This window comes from Agrobacterium sp. GW821-FHT14E08, from assembly GCF_058803865.1.
Genome location: NZ_JBXAPJ010000001.1, coordinates 1,065,964 through 1,083,890, shown reverse-complemented (window position 1 = coordinate 1,083,890; position 17,927 = coordinate 1,065,964). Strand labels below are relative to the sequence as shown.

Annotated in this window: 16 protein-coding genes and 1 tRNA gene; 14 read left to right on the top strand and 3 right to left on the bottom strand. The window is 59.5% G+C overall.

Annotated features, from left to right (window positions below; translation table 11 throughout):
- Positions 1 to 91: 91 nt before the first annotated feature.
- Positions 92 to 517, top strand: a complete 426-nt coding sequence (locus AC1ROR_RS05365; RefSeq protein WP_498588811.1) for a hypothetical protein — start codon at positions 92 to 94, stop codon at positions 515 to 517.
- Positions 518 to 1,091: 574 nt separating this feature from the next.
- Here the strand turns inward: AC1ROR_RS05365 and fnrN are convergent.
- Positions 1,092 to 1,817 carry a transcriptional regulator FnrN gene (gene fnrN, locus AC1ROR_RS05360; protein ID WP_498588810.1) on the bottom strand — a complete coding sequence of 242 codons (726 nt, stop codon included), beginning with the start codon at positions 1,815 to 1,817 and terminating at the stop codon, positions 1,092 to 1,094.
- 212 nt (positions 1,818 to 2,029) lie between these two features.
- Between fnrN and hemN the strand changes: the two genes are divergently transcribed.
- From hemN to AC1ROR_RS05320, 8 genes are all read left to right on the top strand, one after another.
- Positions 2,030 to 3,379, top strand: coding sequence for an oxygen-independent coproporphyrinogen III oxidase (gene hemN / locus AC1ROR_RS05355; RefSeq protein WP_498588809.1), 1,350 nt, complete (start codon positions 2,030 to 2,032; stop codon positions 3,377 to 3,379).
- A gap of 114 nt (positions 3,380 to 3,493) precedes the next feature.
- Complete coding sequence (locus AC1ROR_RS05350) at positions 3,494 to 3,778, top strand: acyl carrier protein (protein WP_003495848.1); 285 nt, start codon at positions 3,494 to 3,496, stop codon at positions 3,776 to 3,778.
- An 88-nt stretch (positions 3,779 to 3,866) separates the two neighbouring features.
- Positions 3,867 to 4,346: a 3-hydroxyacyl-ACP dehydratase FabZ family protein gene (locus AC1ROR_RS05345; RefSeq protein ID WP_080816951.1), complete on the top strand. Its 480-nt coding sequence runs from the start codon at positions 3,867 to 3,869 to the stop codon at positions 4,344 to 4,346.
- 208 nt (positions 4,347 to 4,554) lie between these two features.
- Positions 4,555 to 5,751: a beta-ketoacyl-ACP synthase gene (locus AC1ROR_RS05340; RefSeq protein WP_498588808.1), complete on the top strand. Its 1,197-nt coding sequence runs from the start codon at positions 4,555 to 4,557 to the stop codon at positions 5,749 to 5,751.
- Between the two features lie 11 nt (positions 5,752 to 5,762).
- Positions 5,763 to 7,046 carry a beta-ketoacyl-ACP synthase gene (locus tag AC1ROR_RS05335; RefSeq protein ID WP_498588807.1) on the top strand — a complete coding sequence of 428 codons (1,284 nt, stop codon included), beginning with the start codon at positions 5,763 to 5,765 and terminating at the stop codon, positions 7,044 to 7,046.
- Positions 7,047 to 7,208: 162 nt separating this feature from the next.
- Positions 7,209 to 8,237 carry a zinc-binding dehydrogenase gene (locus tag AC1ROR_RS05330; RefSeq protein ID WP_035223289.1) on the top strand — a complete coding sequence of 343 codons (1,029 nt, stop codon included), beginning with the start codon at positions 7,209 to 7,211 and terminating at the stop codon, positions 8,235 to 8,237.
- A gap of 5 nt (positions 8,238 to 8,242) precedes the next feature.
- The gene (locus AC1ROR_RS05325) at positions 8,243 to 9,172 is read left to right on the top strand and encodes a lipid A biosynthesis lauroyl acyltransferase (RefSeq protein WP_498588806.1); all 930 of its coding nucleotides are present in this window, start codon (positions 8,243 to 8,245) and stop codon (positions 9,170 to 9,172) included.
- Between the two features lie 281 nt (positions 9,173 to 9,453).
- A complete protein-coding gene (locus AC1ROR_RS05320; protein WP_035223295.1) occupies positions 9,454 to 10,152 on the top strand; it encodes a nitrogen regulation protein NR(II) in 699 nt (232 codons plus the stop codon).
- A gap of 41 nt (positions 10,153 to 10,193) precedes the next feature.
- On the opposite strand, the gene AC1ROR_RS05315 is transcribed toward AC1ROR_RS05320, so the two are convergent.
- A complete protein-coding gene (locus AC1ROR_RS05315) occupies positions 10,194 to 10,997 on the bottom strand; it encodes a TSUP family transporter (RefSeq protein WP_080834540.1) in 804 nt (267 codons plus the stop codon).
- A 182-nt stretch (positions 10,998 to 11,179) separates the two neighbouring features.
- Between AC1ROR_RS05315 and AC1ROR_RS05310 the strand changes: the two genes are divergently transcribed.
- From AC1ROR_RS05310 to recJ, 5 genes are all read left to right on the top strand, one after another.
- Positions 11,180 to 12,139, top strand: a complete 960-nt coding sequence (locus AC1ROR_RS05310; protein ID WP_498588805.1) for a nucleoside hydrolase — start codon at positions 11,180 to 11,182, stop codon at positions 12,137 to 12,139.
- 302 nt (positions 12,140 to 12,441) lie between these two features.
- A complete protein-coding gene (locus AC1ROR_RS05305; RefSeq protein ID WP_035223305.1) occupies positions 12,442 to 13,662 on the top strand; it encodes an LL-diaminopimelate aminotransferase in 1,221 nt (406 codons plus the stop codon).
- A 59-nt stretch (positions 13,663 to 13,721) separates the two neighbouring features.
- Entirely contained in the window at positions 13,722 to 15,032 is a 1,311-nt protein-coding gene (locus tag AC1ROR_RS05300; RefSeq protein WP_498588804.1) for a homoserine dehydrogenase, read from the top strand.
- Between the two features lie 187 nt (positions 15,033 to 15,219).
- The gene (locus AC1ROR_RS05295) at positions 15,220 to 15,444 is read left to right on the top strand and encodes a hypothetical protein (RefSeq protein ID WP_498588803.1); all 225 of its coding nucleotides are present in this window, start codon (positions 15,220 to 15,222) and stop codon (positions 15,442 to 15,444) included.
- A gap of 103 nt (positions 15,445 to 15,547) precedes the next feature.
- Entirely contained in the window at positions 15,548 to 17,356 is a 1,809-nt protein-coding gene (gene recJ / locus AC1ROR_RS05290) for a single-stranded-DNA-specific exonuclease RecJ (protein WP_080834529.1), read from the top strand.
- Between the two features lie 129 nt (positions 17,357 to 17,485).
- Here recJ and AC1ROR_RS05285 read toward each other — a convergent pair.
- Positions 17,486 to 17,560, bottom strand: a tRNA-Glu gene (locus tag AC1ROR_RS05285).
- Positions 17,561 to 17,927: the final 367 nt, after the last annotated feature.

The window sequence follows — 17,927 nt, the reverse complement described above, 5'->3', positions numbered from 1 at the left end:
ATACAAGTTCCACCAGCAAGGGGAGGCCGCAAAGGGCTGAACCGCAGTCGAATTCGATATCGGCAGATATCCTTACAGGCGGAACATGACGATGGGCAAGCACATGGGCACATGGGGAACATATGTGGAAAACGCCGCGAGAATCGCCGTTCTTTCGCTGTCCGGCGTCATGGTCGCCACGACGCTTGCTGCCTGCAAGGCACCTGAACCGATCGTCGCCCCCGCGCATATGCGCCGCCCGACCGCCGAAATCGTCGGTCCGCGCCCCGTCAGCGACAATGCGGTGAGCCAGAAGCGCGACACAGGAACCTATCCGACCTTTTCAGCGCCGATGACGGCTGCCGGCACCCAGATGGGCGACGACGAGGCCTCCACCATGGAATCAAACCTGTCGCGCCTCGGTGCTGCACGCCGCAACGGCCAGATTTCGGAAGCCGAATACAAGCGCCGGGTCGCGGAACTGCGGGCGCTTGGCGAAAACCAGAAGCCGGTTGCGACGCCTGCTGCTTCGCAGTGAGGTTATTCCGCGCAGTTTGCGGTCGAGGGGACTATCCCTTAAGTATTTGACTTTACAAGGCATTGCTCGGAACGTGCGGCCTTCCTTCGCCCCTGGAGGCTGAGGGGAGCGAGCGATTGCGTCTTGTCGCCTTCTCCCCGCCGGGGAGAAGGTCGCGGCAGCGGGATGAGGGGGCCAGCTCTCGCTTCATCGCTGACGTTGCCCCCTCATCCGACCCTTCGGGCCACCTTCTCCCCGGCGGGGAGAAGAAACACGCGGCGATGCCGAGATTGCAGCAGCGGTATCTAAGGCTGAAGGATCATGCTGGCATAGCACCATAACCTCTTCTTTACCCTGCCTTTGAACCATCCGCTTACCCAAGTTGTTAAGCGGATGGATGAGTTTGCCACTTAAGATGCAGACATAACAAACAGGCCGCTGAAAAGGCGGCATACAGGGTGAAATATCATGAGATGCATCGCTGCTTTGCTGGTTCTTGCCGGTTTTGCGCTCGCACCCGCACAGGCGCGGGCGCCTTACATCAACATCGGAACGCCGTCCCTACAGGGCCGATGAAAGCTTTGCGGGATGCCGGTCAGTCGTTGCCGGCGGCGTCGCTCAGCGCGCCGAGATCAGGCACCGTGATATGGCGGTTGTTCTCGATGCGGATGATGTCTTCCTTGCGCAGCCTGGTCATTTGCCGGCTCACCGTTTCGATGGTGAGGCCGAGGAAATCGGCAATGTCGGCGCGTGAAAGCGGCAGGTCGAAAGACGATTTATCGTCGTTTTCCGGGTCGATATGCGTGGCGATCATATAAAGGAAGCTGGCAACCTTTTCCTGTGCGGATTTGCGCCCGAGCGTCAGCATCCAGTCGCGCGCCTCGTCCAGCTCCTTCAACGACTGGCTATGGAGCTTGCGCTCCATGTCCGGAACCTCTGAAATCATCCGGTCGACGACGCGGCGCGGAAAGAGACAGATCTCCACATCGGTTGCCGCTTCCGCCGTCATCTTGCTTTCCGCCATGAACGGGCGGCCGAGAAAATCCGGTGCGAATTGCAGGCCGACGATCTGCTGGCGGCCATCCGACATCATTTTCGAGAGTTTCACCACGCCGTTCAGAATATTGCCGTAGGAGGTGACGAGTTCCCCCTGGCCCAGCAGCTCATTGCCCGCTTCCAGTTTTTTACGGCTGGAATGACGGCTGAGGTCGCAAAGCTGCTGTGGCGTCAAGGTGCTGCAAAGACCGCCGTGACGCGCCTCGCAGGAGCGGCATATGACGGGTTCTTCCGAATTGTGGATGGTCTTCTGCAACGTGTCCATAAGCCTTTTCCAATGCTGGCTTTTTCGGAACGATCGCGACCGTGGGTGTAAAATCCGGTCTCTCTGAGGCTTGCGCCGTGTAGCCGTCGCCCCCGCGTCTACTTTAGCAAGAACTTAAGGCGCGATTTGATTGAAGTCAAAGTTGCAAACTGTCGCAGCCGCTACTGAAAGGGAGGAAATCGACATTTTCTTGATAAAAGGCAAATCGGGTGATGAATACCGAACTTCTTCGCAAATATTCGGGCGCCGTGCCGCGTTACACGAGCTATCCGACCGCGCCGCATTTTCACGAAGCAGTCGATAGTGGTACGTACCGGCAATGGCTGGGCGCGCTCGGCCACCGGAACCGTATATCGCTTTATCTGCATATTCCCTATTGCGACCGGCTGTGCTGGTTCTGCGCCTGTCACACCAAGCACACGCTGAAATACGAACCGATTGCCGTTTATATTGAGGCACTTAAGCGGGAGATTGCGGCCGTCGGCGCTCTGGTTTCGCCCGATGCCGTGGTGAGCGCGGTGCATTTTGGCGGCGGTTCGCCAACCATGCTGAGACCTGATGACATGGTGAGCCTGATGGACTGTCTGAAGCGTCATTTCACCTTTGGGCTGGCGCCCGAAATCAGCGTTGAAATGGATCCGAACGACCTCGACGACAGCCGGTATGATGCGCTTGCGGCCATCGGCATGACACGGGCGAGTCTCGGCGTTCAGGATTTCGATGACAAAGTGCAAAAAACCATCAACCGGATACAGAGCTTCGAGCAGACGCAATCGGTGGTGGATGCCGTTCGGGCGAGGGGCGTTCATTCAGTCAATTGCGACATTCTCTACGGGCTTCCGTTCCAGACCTGCGAGACATTGGAGAAGACGGTCAGAAAGATCGTATCGCTTAATCCCGACCGGGTCGCGCTTTTCGGCTATGCCCATGTTCCCTGGATGAAAAAGCACCAGTCGCTGATCCCCGAACAGGCCCTGCCGGATGTTGCCGAACGGTACCGGCAGATGACGATGGCGGCAGAAATGTTGAAACAGGCGGGTTACAGGCCGGTTGGCATCGATCATTTCGCCAAGCCTGCCGATAGCTTGTGCCGGGCGGCCGAGGACGGGGAGCTGCGGCGGAATTTTCAGGGCTATACCACCGATACGGCCGATGCGCTGATCGGGCTTGGCGCATCGTCGATCGGCAGGTTGCCGCAGGGTTATGTGCAGAACATGGCGGCGACCGGGGAATATCAGCGTCTGGCGGGCGAGGGCGGTCTTGCCGTCGTCAAGGGAATTGAGTTGTCGGAGGACGATCATCTGCGTTCGCATGTGATCGAAAGGTTGATGTGCGATTTCTCGCTCGACCTCTCGGATCTGCGGCATCGTTTCGGCAAGGTCAGCCATTCCGTGACGAAGCAGGCACAGCATTTTGCTGCCTTCGACAGGGACGGCGTGGTGCGGCTGGACGCCGATATTTTTGCGGTGACGGAGGCGGGAAAGCCTTTTGTCCGTAATATCGCGGCAATCTTCGACACCTATCTCGGCAATGGACGCGGCCGCCATTCGGTTGCTGTTTAGGCAACAGTTTCAGGGCAAATTTCAAAGTTACGTCACGAAACCATTGGCTTTTTTGTGCGACTTGCCTATGTGGTGCGTCAGACAGGATAATTCATACGAACGACAATAAGGATTATGGGCGTGACAGCTACATTCGACAAGGTTGCCGACATTATCGCCGAAACCAGCGAAATCGACCGCGAAACCATTACGCCGGAAAGCCACACGATCGACGATCTGGGCATCGACAGCCTCGACTTTCTGGATATCGTTTTCGCCATCGACAAGGAATTCGGCATCAAGATTCCGCTCGAGCAGTGGACGCAGGAAGTCAACGAAGGCAAGGTTTCCACCGAAGAATATTTCGTGCTGAAGAACCTTTGCGCCAAGATCGACGAATTGCGCGCAGCCAAGGGCTGATGTGACAATGCCCGCTTCCAGCGGGCATTTTCTTTTGTTCCCGCCTGCGGGCAAACCATGACTAACCGACCAGAGACGGGCCGGACGAATGCTGCTTGAATATTTTCAGATGATCGACAAGGTCGAAGCCGTGGACATGGCGACGCGTACGCTGAAGGCGCAGTCCGTCGTTCCGGATAAAAGCCCGGTTTTCGAGGGACATTTTCCCGGCATGCCGCTGGTTCCGGGTGTGCTTCTGATCGAGACCATGGCGCAGGCTTCCGGCATGCTGGTTCTGGCGTTCAGCGATTTCGCCTCCATGCCGTTCCTGATGTCGGTCGATGGCGCCAAGATGCGGACTTTCGTGGAGCCGGGCGCGGTTCTCGACATCGAGGCGGTGCTGGAGCATGACGGGTCCGGTTTTGCCGTTACCAAGGCGAAGATCACCTCGGATGGCAAGAAGGTATGCGACGCGCAGCTTAAGCTCAGGACCATGCCCTTCAGCGAAATCCCGCTTGGGCCTATCGTCAAGAAGCGGGCCGAGGAAGTCGGCCTGATGGCGGCGATTGCCGCGGATGCGCAGAAATAAGCGTTTCCGTCCGTTTCGAAGGAGAGCGTTTTTCGCGCCGGCCCGGTTTTGAGCACGAAAATCGTGGGCTGGCGACGGCGGATCGGGCCTTCGCCATTGCCAATCCGCATCGCGCGCTTTATTCCGCAACGCATGAAGTGGTTGTTCGCGACCGCTGTTGGATAGCCGTGACCGTTTCGATGGGGCCGGCTGCAAAGGATGACAGACGATGAAATCTGACAATGATGTGGTGATAACAGGGGTCGGCATCGTGACCTGTCACGGCGTCGGAAGCCAGGCGCATGTGGCGCTTCTTTCGGGAACGGCGGCGCCTGAAACGGTGGTTGAGACCGAAAAGTTCAAACCCTACCCGGTCCATCCCATGCCGGAAATCGACTGGTCTGCGCAGATCGCCAAGCGTGGCGACCAGCGCCAGATGGAAAACTGGCAGCGCCTCGGCGTGTTCGCCGCCGGTCTGGCACTCGACGATGCCGGTCTGAAGGAAAATGCCGAAGCCTGCGCCACCATGGACATGATCGTTGCTGCCGGCGGCGGTGAGCGCGACATCAATGTCGATACGCTGATCGTCGACGAAGCGCTGAAGCGCAATGACCGCGAAAAGCTTCTCAATGAGAAGCTGACGACGGAGCTGCGCCCGACGCTGTTTCTCGCCCAGCTTTCCAATCTGATGGCCGGCAATATTTCCATCGTGCACAAGGTTACCGGCTCTTCGCGCACTTTCATGGGCGAGGAAGCGGCCGGCATTTCCGCCGTTGAAACCGCGTTCCACCGCATCCGCTCCGGCGAATCGAGCCATGCGCTGGTGGGCGGCGCTTTCTCGGCGGAACGTCCCGACATGATTCTGCTGTTTGAAGCCATTGGTGCACATGCGCAGGGCGGCTGGCAGCCGCTGTGGTCGCGTGAGAACCAGAACGGCGGCGGCATGATTTCCGGTTCGCTTGGCGCATTCCTCGTGCTGGAATCGCGCAAGCATGCCAGCGAACGCGGCGCGCGCATTTATGCCCGCATCGACGCCATCGAGGGCGATCGCGGCAGCCGTGATGATGGCAAGATGGAAAAGCGCATGGAGCGCCTGCTTGCCCCGGCAAAGGATAGTGCTGCGACCGTCGTGTTTTCCGGCGCAAGCGGTTATGACGACGTTACCCGGCGCGAGAAGGATATTCTCGAAAAGACCCTGCCCAAGGCCGCCATTCGCGGTTTCGGTGGTGTCACCGGCCACGGACTTGAGGCGCAGTTTCCGCTCGGCCTGGCTTTGGCTGCGCTTACGCTTGAAAGCGGCGCCAAGGTTCCTACCTTCGACGCCAAGGCGGAAAAGCCCATGGGCGAGTCGGCCAGCGAAGCCGTCGTCACCACCGTCGGCCATGTGCGCGGCGAAGGTGTCGCCGTTCTGTCCCGTGACGTTTGAGGAGAAAGACCATGACTTCCAATTTCAAGGATCATCTCGGTCGCCCGATCGTCGCCGTCACCGGCATGGGCATCATCACGTCGCTGGGGCAGGGGCTTGCCGATAACTGGGCGGCGCTGACGGCGGGCAAGTCGGGCATCCACAAGATCACCCGTTTTCCGACCGAGGGGCTTTCGACCCGCATCAGCGGCACGGTCGATTTCATCGATATTCCGGTTCCGAATTCCGTCGAGCGTTCCTATGCCTTCGCGCGTGAGACCACCATCGAGGCGCTCGCGCAGGCCGGTATATCAGGTGATTTCGACGGCCCGCTGTTTCTGGCCGCGCCGCCGATCGAGCCGGAATGGAGCGCCCGCTTCGAGCTTGCCGACCGGTCTCCGCCAGCCGCCCAGCCGGGCGATGCCTATGAGCGTTTCCTGACGGCCTTCCGCCAGCGTCACGACCCGGCGTTTCAGGAGGCGGCGCTGTTCGGCGCGATTTCCGAACGTCTTTCCGACCGTTTCGGTACCCGTGGCCTGCCCGTCACGCTGTCCACGGCCTGTGCATCCGGTGCGACCGCGATCCAACTCGGCGTCGAGGCCATCCGCCAGGGCCGCACCGAACGGGCGCTGACGGTTGCGACCGACGGTTCGGTCAGCGCCGAGGCGCTGATCCGCTTCTCGCTTCTCTCCGCGCTTTCGACCCAGAACGACCCGCCGGAAAAGGCCTCCAAGCCATTCAGCAAGGACCGCGACGGTTTCGTGATCGCCGAAGGTGCAGCCACACTGGTGCTGGAATCGCTGGAATCCGCTGTTGCACGTGGGGCCAAGGTTCTCGGCATCATCAAGGGCGCCGGTGAAAAGGCCGACAGCTTCCATCGCACGCGCTCTTCACCCGATGGCGGCCCGGCGATTGCGACGATCCGTGCGGCATTGGCCGATGCGGGCGTGGCCGAAAGCGATATCGGCTATATCAACGCCCACGGTACCTCGACGCCTGAGAACGACAAGATGGAATATGGCTCGATGCTGGCCGTTTTCGGCGAAGGCCTGAAGAATATTCCGCTGTCTTCCAACAAGTCGATGATCGGCCATACGCTGACGGCGGCTGGCGCGGTAGAAGCCGTGTTCTCTCTGCAGACGATGCTGACCGGCACGCTGCCGCCGACGATCAACTACAACAATCCCGATCCGACCATTTCGCTCGATGTGGTGCCGAATGTGAAGCGGGATGCTGAGGTGAGTGCAGTTCTGTCCAACTCCTTCGGATTTGGCGGACAGAATGCAAGCCTTGTCATGACGCGGGAACCGGCTTAACCGGTTCCGCCACAAACAGAAGCGTTTCCGGCCCGACCAATCCGGAAATGCTCTCGCTTCTTTGATTACGCATTCCGGCCGCAAAACCGATACAGAGGTTTGCTGGAATAGCTCTTTAGATAAACGGCCCCAGATAAACGCCCCTGGGCGAAGGACTGAAATATGCGCGCTCTTCAACTCGTCGACGACCGGAAGCTCGAAAAAGTGGACCTGCCCGAACCGGATGCACCGGCGCCGGGCGAGGTGACGCTGCGCGTCAAGGCCGTTGCGCTCAACCACATCGACGTGTGGGGCTGGCGCGGCATGGCTTTCGCCAAGCGCAAGATGCCGCTCACCATTGGTGCCGAGGCTTCGGGCGTGGTCGAAGCCATCGGTCCGGGCGTATCGAATGTGCTGCCCGGCCAGCTCGTTTCGATCTATGGCGCGCGCACCTGCGGGCTGTGCAAGCCCTGTCGCGAAGGCCGCGACAATTTGTGCGAACATGTGCAGGGCGTGCACGGTTTCCATCTCGATGGTTTTGCGCAGGAGAAGATCAATATTCCGGCGCGCCAGCTCGTGCCGGCACCACATGGCATTGACGCCGTTGCTGCGGCTTTGGCACCCGTGACCTTCGGTACGGTCGAGCATATGCTGTTCGACAATGCCAAGCTTGAGCCCGGCGAAACGATCCTCATCCATGCGGGCGGTTCGGGCATCGGCACGGCGGCGATCCAGCTTGCCAAGAAGATGGGCTGCACCGTCATCACCACTGTTGGTTCCGACGACAAGATCGAACGGGCGAAGGCGCTTGGCGCCGACCACGTCATCAATTACCGGACCGACCGTTTCGAAGGCGTCGTGCGCAAGCTGACGAAAAAGAAGGGTGTCGACGTGGTGTTCGAACATGTCGGCAAGGACACGTTCGTGGCCTCGATGTTCTCGCTGAAGCGCGGTGGCCGCCTCGTCACCTGCGGCTCCACGTCAGGTGTCTCCACCGATATCAACCTGATGATGCTGTTCCAGCAGCAGTTGAAGCTGCTCGGCTCCTTCGGCTGCCGCATGGAAAACATGGCCAATGCCATGCAGAAGATGGCGCGCGGCATCGTTCACCCCGTCATCGACACCGAAGTGACCTTCGACGATATTGACAGGGCGCTGGAGCGCATGGAAACGCGCCAGGTGTTCGGCAAGATCGTTCTGCGGATGGACTGAGCATCTTGAAGCTGTTCCTGACACGGATCGTCCTGAAACTGGACCACTTCCGGCAGTGGCTGATTGCGACATTCGCCTTCGGCCTTCTCAACCTGCTGAAGCTTTTTCCCGCCGATGCGGGCATTCGCGCCGCCGACCGGCTGGCGCGCTTCGTGGGGCCGAAAACCGGCCGCCACAAGCTGATGCTTTACAATCTGGCGCGCGCCTTTCCGGAGAAGTCCGAGGAGGAGCGGCTTGAGATCGCCATGGACAGCTGGGCCAATATGGGCCGGCTGGCGGCGGAATATGTCTTTCTCGACCGGCTTTTCGATTTCGATCCGGAGAAGAACGAGCCCGGCCGTATTCAGGTTGAGGGTATTCCGAGCTTTCTGGAACTGCGCGACAATCCGCGGCCCTTCATCGTCTTTACCGCCCATAGCGGCAATTTCGAGCTGTTGCCGGTGGCCAGCTCCGCCTTCGGTCTCGACGTGACGGTGCTGTTCCGGCCGCCGAACAATCCGTATGTCGCCGACAAGGTGTTCAATTTCCGCAAGGAACGCATGGGCAATCTCGTGCCTTCACATGCCGGCTCTTCCTTTGCGCTCGCGCGGCAGCTGGAAAGGGGCGGCGGTGTCGGCGTTCTCGTTGACCAGAAGTTCAGCAAGGGGCTTACGACGACGTTCTTCGGGCTTGAGGTTCGCACCAACCCGCTTCTGGCCAAGCTGGTCCGGCAGTTCAATTGCGATGTCTATCCCGCCCGCTGCGTGCGTCTGCCGGACAACCGCTACAGGCTGGAAATCGAGCCGAAGGTCGAGATCCCGCGCGACGAAAAAGGCAATGTCGATATTCAGGCGACCGCACAGCTTCTGAACGACAAGGTGGAAAGCTGGGTGCGCGAATATCCCGGCCAATGGCTGTGGTATCACGACCGCTGGGACGTGAAGCACCGGATTTGAAGCGATTGCCGCGCCGTTGATTGTGTTTGAGTTGCACAAATTTCGGCCGCGAATTTGTGTATTTCGATATTTTTCCATATTAGTGGAACCTCATTTTTCGTTCATGGATTATCGAAATTGAAAAAATAGCGTCGGCTGTGATATTTTGGACAACAATCCCTGCGGCGTTTGCGCGCTTTGTTACGTCATTTTTAAACGCGCAGACGCTACAATAAGGGGATACAGGGTCCATCCGTTCGGATTTGGAACGGTGTGTGTTTGCCCGTTCAGGGAGAGTTGGGTTGAAAGATTTGATTGAGCTGTTCTGGCTGCGTTATACGGAACTGCAATCTGCCGTTGGTAAAAACGAGGCCGACAAGATCGCGGTGCTGGAGCGTGAACTGGAGCAGCTTCTCGAGCGGGTTGTCGGGCGTCAGACTGGAAGCTCCGAGGATATTCGCGAGCAGTTCCGTTTCGCCATCGATCTCCTCAATCATGAGGCGGAAGATCTCGGCTGCGTGCAGCGCAACTCCGAGCTTCTGCGAACCCTGGTCGACCGTTATGTCGGCATGCCGCTGAAGGCCAAGGTCATCGGTGACGAGGACGAGGACACTCTGGAGTGGCACCACAGGCATCTGGTGCTCGATGAAGACATGCTCAACGACCTGGACGAGCCCGTAGTCATCGTTTCTCCCGGCTATCGCGTGTCCTTTGCCAATGCTCTCGATGCCTTCCAGCGCAATGCGCCGGAGGGGCTGGTTGGATGTCATATCGCCGAGCTTGTCGGCGTACACCGCTTTCAGAACGATCTGCGTGAGAAGCTGGACAATTGCTTCAAGGGCAATACGTCGAAATATACTTACGCCGAAGACCAGAACGGCCGCACCGTCGTGAAGTCGCTGGAAATGTCGCCCTGTTATTCCTCCACCTACAAGCTTGTCGGCGCGATGGTGGTGATCAGGGAAATTGCCGATCGCAGACGCGGTCGCGCTGCCGGGTGAGGTTAACGGCGTTTCCGGTTCTGATGGAAACGCTCAACCCGCTATTTCGGAAAAATCGAATCCCAGATCGTGGCGATGGACCATGCGGATGAGGCATCCAGCAGCAGCTTCGTCGCCATTGCCAGGCAGGAAAGCACCAGCAGTGGCCGGATGATCTTTGCGCCGTTCTTCATGGCGAAGCGCGAGCCGATCTGTGCGCCGATGAACTGGCCTACACCCATGGCGAGGCCAAGCTTCCAGAGAACCGCACCGCCGATCGCAAAAACGACGAAGCCGCCGAAGTTCGAACCGAGGTTCAGAAGCTTGGTATGGGCGGTTGCCTTCAGCATGCCGAACCCGGCAAGCGCCACGAAGGCCAGCATGTAGAACGAACCCGCGCCGGGGCCGAAGACGCCGTCGTAAAATCCCACCAGCGGAGCAACCGTCAGGCCGAAAACGAAGGGCGTGATGCGGCGGTGGCTGTCGATATCGCTGAGCTGCGGCTTGAAGGCGAAATAAAGCGCAATCGCGATCAGCAGGAACGGCATGATGGTGCGCAGCAGATCGGCGGGCACGAAGGCGGCGGTGACGGCGCCCAGCCCGCCGCCGAGCATCGCCATCAGGCCCATCGGCAATTGTTCCCTTAGATTGACATGGCCGCGCCGGGCATAGGCGATGGTGGCGGAGGCCGAGCCGAACTGCGATTGCAGCTTGTTGGTGCCGAGCGTGTCCAGCGGCGCAATGCCCATGATCAACATGGCCGGAATGGTGATGAGACCGCCGCCACCGGCAATGGAATCGATAAATCCGGCAAAGATGGCGACGCAGAAAAGAACGACGAAAACGTTGAGGGCGATGTCTTGCACTTGGAATGTCCGGGCAGGCGGCGGGAGAGGACCTCTTCTTTCACCGAAAAGACTGCCGCGCAATATTTTTCTCTCTGAGCGCCGGCAGGCGGGGGGATTGCGGTGCTGCCGCTTATCGGTATGTTTCCGTGGCGCATCGCCAGAAGCGGCGGTGACGCTCAGGACATACGGATGAGGGCATTATGCATAAAGTGATATTCGATACGGACCCCGGTGTAGATGATGCCATGGCGCTTCTGTTCCTGCATCGCCATCCCGATATCGATCTGATCGGCGTCACCACGGTTTTCGGCAACGCCCCCATCGATATCACCACCCGCAATGCGCTCTTCCTCAAGCGGGAATGGCAGATGACCGCACCGGTTGCGAAGGGCGCTGGCGTGACCTTCGATCCGGCTCGCAAGGAGGGCCATTGGCCGACCTTCATTCACGGTGAAAACGGTCTCGGTGATATCGATATCCCTGAAACCATCGACCTGCCGCTTGATCCGCGCCCGGCGCATCGCTTCATCATCGAGACGGTCAAGGCCAATCCCGGCGAGGTGACATTGATTGCCGTTGGCCGCATGACCAATCTGGCGCTGGCGCTACGCGAGGAGCCGGATGTGGCGGCGCTGGTGAAAGAGGTCATCGTCATGGGCGGCGCCTTCGATATGAACGGCAATGTTTCCCCGGCGGCCGAGGCCAATATTCACGGCGATCCGGAGGCGGCCGATCTCGTCTTCACCGCCCCCTGGCGGGTGGTGGTCGTCGGTCTCGACGTGACGACGAAAACGGTGATGACCAGCGCCTTCATGGTGGAGATGGCCAAGGCCGGCGGCAAGCCTGTGCAGCTGCTTTCCGACCTGTCGCAATTCTACATCGATTTCTACAAGACACGCACGGGCGATGGCATGGTGGTGCATGATAGCTGCGCCTGCGTTTATCTCGTTGAACCCGAACTGTTTGAGACCCGCAGCGGCCCGGTACGTGTGGTCTGCGGCGGTCTTGCCGATGGCCAGACGATCCAGAAGCCGGATGGCCGCGCCTTTCCGCCGGGCGACTGGGACGGGCATCCGAGCCAGCTGGTCTGCACGGATATCAAGCCGGAACGCGTGCTTTCGGTCATCCGCGCAGCAATTGTGAAGGGCGAGCGCGGCTGAACGACAGGAATGGCCGTTCTTGAGCATGGCTTGCCTTGCATTTTCCAAGAATCTGGCGTTATGCAAGTTCCTTGATCCTGTTGCGTGATCCGCCTTGCTTTCGGGGCCGAAAAGGCTTTGCCCGAAGCGCGGGCGGATGATCGCGAAGCCGCATGGGCCGAGAAAAGCCCTGTAGGTTTTCGCGTTCTTTGCGCTACAATGAATAACGCCTGCCGGGTCGGTTCGTGTCGGCGGCGTTTTAAAACAAAAAACGAACCTTCGTTATGGGCCGGCAGAACCGGTCCATTCCCATGAGGAAAGAGATGGAAGAGTTTCACAAGGTCCGGCGTCTGCCGCAATACGTCTTCGAACAGGTCAACCGTTTGAAAGCGAGCGCGCGAGCGGCCGGGGCCGATATCATCGATCTCGGCATGGGCAATCCCGACCTTCCGACCCCGAAGGCCATCGTCGACAAGCTTTGCGAGGTCGTTCAGGACCCGCGCACCCATCGCTATTCCTCGTCCAAGGGCATTCCCGGCCTTCGCCGTGCGCAGGCCGCCTATTATGCCCGCCGTTTCGGCGTGAAGCTGAACCCCGATACGCAGGTCGTCGCCACGCTCGGCTCCAAGGAAGGCTTCGCCAATATGGCGCAGGCCATCACGGCACCTGGTGACGTGATCCTGTGTCCTAACCCCACCTATCCGATCCATGCCTTCGGCTTCCTGATGGCGGGCGGCGTTATCCGTTCGATGAATGTCGAGCCGGATGAGAGCTTCTTCGGGCCGCTGGAGCGCGCGGTGCGCCACTCTATTCCGAAGCCGCTGGCGCTGATCATCAACTACCCGTCGAACCCGACGGCGCATGTCGCCTCGCTCGATTTCTACAAGGACGTCATCGCTTTTGCGAAGAAGCACGAGATCATCGTGCTTTCCGACCTTGCCTATTCGGAAATCTATTTCGACGAAAACAATCCGCCGCCTTCGGTTCTCGAAGTTCCCGGCGCAATCGACGTTGCGGTGGAATTCACCTCCATGTCGAAGACCTTCTCCATGCCCGGTTGGCGCATGGGCTTTGCCGTCGGCAATGAGCGGCTGATCGCGGCGCTGACGCGCGTGAAGTCCTATCTCGACTACGGCGCCTTCACGCCGATCCAGGTTGCGGCGACGCATGCGCTGAACGGTGACGGTTCCGACATCGCCGAAGTGCGCAATGTCTATCGCCGCCGCCGCGACGTCATGGTCGACACGTTTGGCAAGGCCGGTTTCGAGGTTCCGCCGCCGGCGGCGACGATGTTCGCCTGGGCGAAGATCCCGGAAAAGTTCCGCCATCTCGGCAGCCTGGAATTCTCCAAGCTCCTGGTCGAGAAGGCAGATATCGCCGTTGCTCCCGGCATCGGCTTTGGCGAGATGGGCGATGATTACGTCCGTCTCGCGCTCGTTGAAAACGAGCATCGAATTCGTCAGGCAGCGCGCAATCTGAAGCGTTTCCTGTCGAGCGCAGACGAAACGATGCACAATGTCGTTTCGCTTAACGCCCACAGATAGGGCAACCCGAGGCGGCCGGGTCCCGGCCGCCACCCTCAACAGCAATCAGGAACATACCCATGGCAGATTCATTGAGAATCGGCATAGCGGGGCTCGGCACTGTCGGCGCTTCGCTCGTGCGCATCCTCCAGCAGAGAAGCAACGAACTTGCGATTACCTGCGGACGCGCGATTGAGATTATTGCGGTGAGTGCGCGTGACCGTTCGCGCGACCGCGGCATTGATCTCACGGGTATTACCTGGTTCGACACGCCGGAGCAGCTGGCGAGCGAAGCCGATATCGACGTCTTCGTCGAACTGGTCGGCGGTGCTTCCGGTCAGGCGGAAAATGCTGTGCGCGCCGCGCTCGCACGCGGTCTCCATGTGGTGACAGCCAACAAGGCGCTGCTGGCCAAGCACGGCGTCGAACTGGCGACCATCGCCGAAGACAAGGGTGCGCTTCTCAATTTCGAAGCGGCGGTGGCCGGCGGTATCCCCGTCATCAAGGCGCTGCGTGAGTCTCTCACCGGCAACCATGTGTCGCGCATCTACGGCATCATGAACGGCACCTGTAATTACATCCTCACCAAGATGGAGAAGGAAGGGCTGTCCTTCGAGGCCTGTCTGAAGGAAGCGCAGCGGCTGGGTTATGCCGAAGCCGATCCGGCCTTCGATATCGACGGCAACGATACGGCCCACAAGCTGGCCATTCTGACGACGCTTGCCTTCGGCAACAAGATTTCGGCTGACGACATCTATCTGGAAGGCATCACCAATATCTCCAGCGAGGACATTCAGGCGGCGGCCGAACTCGGTTACCGCATCAAGCTTCTCGGTGTGGCGCAGGTGACGGAATCCGGTATCGAACAGCGCGTGCATCCAACCATGGTGCCGCTCGATTCCGTCATCGCGCAGGTGGACGGCGTGACCAATGCGGTGGCGATCGAATCCGATATCCTCGGTGAACTCCTGATGGTTGGTCCGGGTGCGGGCGGCAATGCCACGGCCTCTGCCGTGCTCGGTGACATCGCCGATATCGCCAAGAGCCGTCCCGGCGCCCAGCAGGTTCCGGTGCTTGGCCGTCCAGCAAAATCGCTTGCCGATTATCGCCGCGCCAAGATGAAGAGCCATGAAGGCGGCTATTTCATTCGCTTGACGGTGAAGGATCAGGCCGGCGTTTTCGCCTCCATCGCCACCCGCATGGCTGACAATAACATCTCGCTGGAATCCATCGTGCAGCGCCAGCGCGTGCATGTGGAAGGTGCGCCGCAGACCATCATCCTCGTTACCCATGCGACGATGGAAGATGCCATCCGCAAGGCGGTGAAGGCGATCAAGAACGAGAAATATCTCGTCAGCGAGCCGCAGGTCATCCGCATCGAGCGGACCTGAGACGCTTCACCACTTTTCTGAACATGAGGGCCGCGCCTCCATTTGGATGCGCGGTCTTTTTTATCTGAAAACCGGTTTCGGGCTCGCGGCATCAGCCACCATAAAATTTGTAGGAACGGCCTCAGAACCGCTGGAATGCAACACGATTCGGCTCTATGGTTAATGATGTTCACCAAGCGAGGGAGGCGTGGCCGTGACATCGATTATCCTTTTCAAGGACAACAAGCGCGAAGGCGTTCTGGCCACCCATCATCGGGTCAGGCCACACAGTGCCAATGACAATATTCGAAGCATGGAATTCGATATTGCCGATTATGAGCGCAACTGGTGTTCGCTTGCCGTGTTCTCGCTGCTGCTGCTGGTCGGTGCGGTATCCATCGTCAGCCCGTTCTTCTCGATTTTTTCGGTGTGAAACCCTGCACAGGCGTTTTTGCTTGAAAAACCCGCCATCGCCATTTAGCCCGGTGTAAGAAAAGGCGCGGATGCGCATATACACGACAGGATGAATGGACAGGATGGCAATGATGGAGCCGGCCGATACCGTTGCCCGCGCGTTTCTGAGCGTGGAGCGGTCGGCGACAGAGCAGCGCTGGGTGTCGCGGCTGGATCAGGCCGGACAGAACCGTGCGCTGGCCATGTCGCAAATCCATGCCATTCCTGAATTGATCGCGCGGGTGCTTGCCGGGCGCGGGGTGGGTGTCGATGACGCCCTGGCATTCCTCGATCCCACCATCCGCTCGCTGATGCCCGATCCGCACATGCTGACCGATTGTGAGAAGGCGGCCGAGAGGCTGGTGCGCGCCATCGAGACCGGCGAGAAGGTGGCGATATTCGGCGATTACGATGTTGACGGTGCTGCTTCTTCCGCCTTGATGTACCGCTTTTTCGCGCATTTCGGGATTGCGCCGGAAATCTACATTCCCGACCGGATTTTCGAGGGCTATGGACCGAACCCGGCAGCGATGCAGCAGCTTGCCGCCAATGGCGCGACGCTGATCGTTACCGTCGATTGCGGTTCCACCAGCCATGAATCGCTGCAGGCCGCCAAGGATGCGGGCACCGATGTGGTGGTGATCGATCACCATCAGGTCGGCTCGGAACTGCCGCCGGCAGTTGCGCTGGTCAATCCCAACCGGGAGGACGATCTTTCGGGGCAGGGGCATCTCTGCGCCGCCGGCGTGGTGTTCCTCGTGCTGGTCGCTACACTCAGGCTGCTGAAAGACAGGCGCAACAGGCAGGCCTTCACGCTGGACCTGCTGTCGCTTCTCGATATCGTTGCCCTTGCGACCGTGTGCGACGTGGTGCCGCTGAAGGGGCTGAACCGTGCCTATGTGGTGAAGGGACTGATTGCCGCGCGCCATATGAACAATGCGGGGCTGGCGGCGCTGTTCAAGAAGGCCGGGCTTGGCGGACCTGTCACACCCTATCATTTCGGCTTCCTGATCGGGCCACGCATCAATGCCGGCGGCCGTATCGGCGATGCTGCACTTGGCAGCCGTCTCCTGACCATCGACGATTCTTCGCAGGCCGAGGTGATCGCGGAACGGCTGGACGAGCTGAACCGCGAGCGGCAGGCGATGGAAGCCGCGATGCTGGCGGAAGCCGAAGCGGAGGCGCTGTTCGAATATGGCGACGGGTCAGGCGCCGGTGTCATCGTCACGGCCCGGGAAAACTGGCATCCGGGTATCGTCGGCCTGCTTGCCTCGCGACTGAAGGACCGTTTCCGTCGCCCGGCTTTCGCCATTGCCTTCGATCCTTCCGGCAAGGGCACCGGCTCCGGCCGTTCGATCAATGGTTTTGATATGGGGCGTATGGTGCGCGCTGCCGTGGAGGCTGGATTGCTGGTCAAGGGCGGCGGTCACGCCATGGCTGCGGGTCTCACGGTGGAACGCGCCAATCTCGGGAAACTCAGGACCTTCTTCGAGGAGGCTGCCGTCAAGACGGTGAGCGAGCTGGTGGAAAGCAGCGTGCTGAAGATCGATGGTGCCATTGGTGCGTCTGGCGCGACTTTACAGCTTGTCGACCAGCTGGAGCAGGCCGGTCCTTATGGATCAGGCCATTCCCAACCGATTTTCGCCGTGCCTGCCCATCGCCTGCGGGATGTACGCCTTGTCGGCACCGCTCACGTCAAGATCACGCTGGAGGCCATGGATGGCTCCCGGCTGGACGGCATCGCATTCCGCGCCGCAGAGGCGCCGCTGGGGCAGATGCTGCTGAATGCACGCGGCAGGTCTATCCACGTCGCAGGCACGGTGGGAGCCGATCTATGGCAGGGCCAGAGGCGTGTGCAGCTGCGCGTTCTGGACGCGGCTTTTGCACCCTGACAGGGTCGCCAATCTGTTTGAATTCTTCGGGGTAAAACTCAGGGACGAACCGGAAACGGCGATCGTCCTTACGTTCACGCGTTACGTGAAGTTTTTTATACAGAATGCTGATTTTTCAGGAGAAGCAAGTGGCACGCCCTAGGGGAGTCGAACCCCTCTTTTCAGAATGAAAATCTGACGTCCTAACCGATAGACGAAGGGCGCGTGCGCTTGTGGTGTGGCGCCCTTATAGTCAGGCTCCGGTTGGTCCGCAAGCGGAAAAATTGATTTTTTTCGCTTCATGACGAGTTTTTTTACTCGGAGCGGAAGGGCTGTGGAAAACCGTGATGGGAGAGGCCAAAGCTTTGAAATAACGGCTCTATCGCTGAGTGATTTGGAGCGGTTTTTGGCTTGGTCAAACGAATTGCGCGATTGCTGAAGCCTTAGCTGGCTTCAATTGATCGCTGGTTTGGCGGTACGGAAATCGGGGAGGAGGGAAAGGCAAGCCGTATAATTTGCCCACCGGCATTTCGCCCGGCTCGCCTTCCATCGGGGGGACAGCATTTTAACGTACCGGCCGGGAATCGGTTCC

Coding starts and splice junctions, on each gene's coding strand:
- AC1ROR_RS05365 (WP_498588811.1), top strand. CDS start 92: ATGGGCAAGCACATGGGCACATGGGGAACATATGTGGAAAACGCCGCG.
- fnrN (WP_498588810.1), bottom strand. CDS start 1,817: ATGGACACGTTGCAGAAGACCATCCACAATTCGGAAGAACCCGTCATA.
- hemN (WP_498588809.1), top strand. CDS start 2,030: ATGAATACCGAACTTCTTCGCAAATATTCGGGCGCCGTGCCGCGTTAC.
- AC1ROR_RS05350 (WP_003495848.1), top strand. CDS start 3,494: ATGGGCGTGACAGCTACATTCGACAAGGTTGCCGACATTATCGCCGAA.
- AC1ROR_RS05345 (WP_080816951.1), top strand. CDS start 3,867: ATGCTGCTTGAATATTTTCAGATGATCGACAAGGTCGAAGCCGTGGAC.
- AC1ROR_RS05340 (WP_498588808.1), top strand. CDS start 4,555: ATGAAATCTGACAATGATGTGGTGATAACAGGGGTCGGCATCGTGACC.
- AC1ROR_RS05335 (WP_498588807.1), top strand. CDS start 5,763: ATGACTTCCAATTTCAAGGATCATCTCGGTCGCCCGATCGTCGCCGTC.
- AC1ROR_RS05330 (WP_035223289.1), top strand. CDS start 7,209: ATGCGCGCTCTTCAACTCGTCGACGACCGGAAGCTCGAAAAAGTGGAC.
- AC1ROR_RS05310 (WP_498588805.1), top strand. CDS start 11,180: ATGCATAAAGTGATATTCGATACGGACCCCGGTGTAGATGATGCCATG.
- AC1ROR_RS05305 (WP_035223305.1), top strand. CDS start 12,442: ATGGAAGAGTTTCACAAGGTCCGGCGTCTGCCGCAATACGTCTTCGAA.
- AC1ROR_RS05300 (WP_498588804.1), top strand. CDS start 13,722: ATGGCAGATTCATTGAGAATCGGCATAGCGGGGCTCGGCACTGTCGGC.
- recJ (WP_080834529.1), top strand. CDS start 15,548: ATGGCAATGATGGAGCCGGCCGATACCGTTGCCCGCGCGTTTCTGAGC.